This is a genomic window from Tardiphaga sp. 285_C5_N1_2 (genome assembly GCF_052076065.1).
Taxonomy (GTDB): Bacteria; Pseudomonadota; Alphaproteobacteria; order Rhizobiales; family Xanthobacteraceae; genus Tardiphaga; species Tardiphaga robiniae.
Genome location: NZ_CP197241.1, coordinates 382,501 through 385,000, shown reverse-complemented (window position 1 = coordinate 385,000; position 2,500 = coordinate 382,501). Strand labels below are relative to the sequence as shown.

1 tRNA gene and 1 rRNA gene (1 of these 2 cut by a window edge) are annotated in these 2,500 nt (G+C 54.4%); both read right to left on the bottom strand.

The annotated features are described in order from the left end of the window. A tRNA-Ile gene (locus AB7951_RS01785) sits at positions 1-57 on the bottom strand (it extends 20 nt beyond the left edge of the window). A gap of 215 nt (positions 58-272) precedes the next feature. After that, positions 273-1,759, bottom strand: a 16S ribosomal RNA gene (locus tag AB7951_RS01780). Positions 1,760-2,500 lie beyond the last annotated feature (741 nt).

Genomic DNA, 2,500 nt, shown 5'->3' with positions numbered 1-2,500 from the left:
GAACTTCCGACCTCACGCTTATCAAGCGCGCGCTCTAACCAACTGAGCTACAAGCCCTAACAACAAAGGACTGCGCTCGGCTCATCGACATGACCTTGCGATCAAACGCCAACAAGCAGCACGAGCACGCCCCAGCGTGTGTTCGTCCGCGAAGAAAGAGAAACGAAGACGGCGGTGTCCCGCCTATGCAGCTCAAACATTGATCCAATGTCTGGCCACTGATGTTTCAAAAGAGGTTCGATAGATGCAAGCATCTGAAGAACCATCCTTAGAAAGGAGGTGATCCAGCCGCAGGTTCCCCTACGGCTACCTTGTTACGACTTCACCCCAGTCGCTGACCCTACCGTGGTCAGCTGCCCCCTTGCGGTTAGCGCACTGCCTTCAGGTAGAACCAACTCCCATGGTGTGACGGGCGGTGTGTACAAGGCCCGGGAACGTATTCACCGTGGCATGCTGATCCACGATTACTAGCGATTCCAACTTCATGGGCTCGAGTTGCAGAGCCCAATCCGAACTGAGACGGCTTTTTGAGATTTGCGAGAGGTCGCCCTTTTGCATCCCATTGTCACCGCCATTGTAGCACGTGTGTAGCCCAGCCCGTAAGGGCCATGAGGACTTGACGTCATCCCCACCTTCCTCGCGGCTTATCACCGGCAGTCTCCTTAGAGTGCTCAACTAAATGGTAGCAACTAAGGACGGGGGTTGCGCTCGTTGCGGGACTTAACCCAACATCTCACGACACGAGCTGACGACAGCCATGCAGCACCTGTGCTCTATGCCCCGAAGGGAAGGTTCCATCTCTGGTACCGGTCATAGACATGTCAAGGGCTGGTAAGGTTCTGCGCGTTGCGTCGAATTAAACCACATGCTCCACCGCTTGTGCGGGCCCCCGTCAATTCCTTTGAGTTTTAATCTTGCGACCGTACTCCCCAGGCGGAATGCTTAAAGCGTTAGCTGCGCCACTAGTGAGTAAACCCACTAACGGCTGGCATTCATCGTTTACGGCGTGGACTACCAGGGTATCTAATCCTGTTTGCTCCCCACGCTTTCGTGCCTCAGCGTCAGTTATGGGCCAGTGAGCCGCCTTCGCCACTGGTGTTCTTGCGAATATCTACGAATTTCACCTCTACACTCGCAGTTCCACTCACCTCTCCCATACTCAAGACTTTCAGTATCAAAGGCAGTTCTGGAGTTGAGCTCCAGGATTTCACCTCTGACTTAAAAACCCGCCTACGCACCCTTTACGCCCAGTGATTCCGAGCAACGCTAGCCCCCTTCGTATTACCGCGGCTGCTGGCACGAAGTTAGCCGGGGCTTATTCTTACGGTACCGTCATTATCTTCCCGTACAAAAGAGCTTTACAACCCTAGGGCCTTCATCACTCACGCGGCATGGCTGGATCAGGCTTGCGCCCATTGTCCAATATTCCCCACTGCTGCCTCCCGTAGGAGTTTGGGCCGTGTCTCAGTCCCAATGTGGCTGATCATCCTCTCAGACCAGCTACTGATCGTCGCCTTGGTAGGCCTTTACCCCACCAACTAGCTAATCAGACGCGGGCCAATCTCTCGGCGATAAATCTTTCCCCGTAAGGGCTTATCCGGTATTAGCACAAGTTTCCCTGTGTTGTTCCGAACCAAGAGGTATGTTCCCACGCGTTACTCACCCGTCTGCCACTGACGTATTGCTACGCCCGTTCGACTTGCATGTGTTAAGCCTGCCGCCAGCGTTCGCTCTGAGCCAGGATCAAACTCTCAAGTTGGACTTGAAACTTTAAACCGGCTGATCACAACGTATTGACGAGGTCCCACCATACTAAATCAACCAAACCGAAGTTCAGCCAATCTGCTGTCCGCGCTTCACAGCGCCAACAACGATGGTGTTAACCTTTGTTCAAAACGTGTACCGCCGAAGTCTTTCGTCCGGCCCCGTCTCAAGAAGCCGAAGCTTCCATCGAACGAGACCCGCAAGGACTCCGCCGTCCACGTTTCTCTTTCTTCAATTTAACTTGTCAAACAGCCCGACGCAGATGCGTCAATCTCCCCAGGAGGGAGAAATCTCTATCTTCAGATCTTCCAAAGTGAGATCCATCAGGCGGCATCCAGTGGATGCCAGCGCCCCGAAGGGAGCGAACCAGTAGACCCTCCAGAGGAAGGAAGCAACCTCTTTCTTCGCAGCGCGCCGATTATTTCGTTCGAAACAAGCAGCAGACCATTGCACCGATAGAGATCCGCCAAGCCCCTTCTCAGAAACCTGACGACTCAACCCGACGACAAAACACCCACCGAAACTGTCGGCTGGTGCTTCACACATCGCGTTGAGGTGCTTCTGAGCGTCGAACCGTCCCGGACCCGTGGGCCCCGGCGCCGCCGCGCTCAGTGGCCGGTTTATAGTCTCGCACTCTCGAAGCTGTCAACGCCCAATCGTCAGAAAATCGTCACGCGTTTTTCGTGTGCGTAAAGTTGACGCCGAATCATAGTGCGCTGCGATGATGACGGCAGGA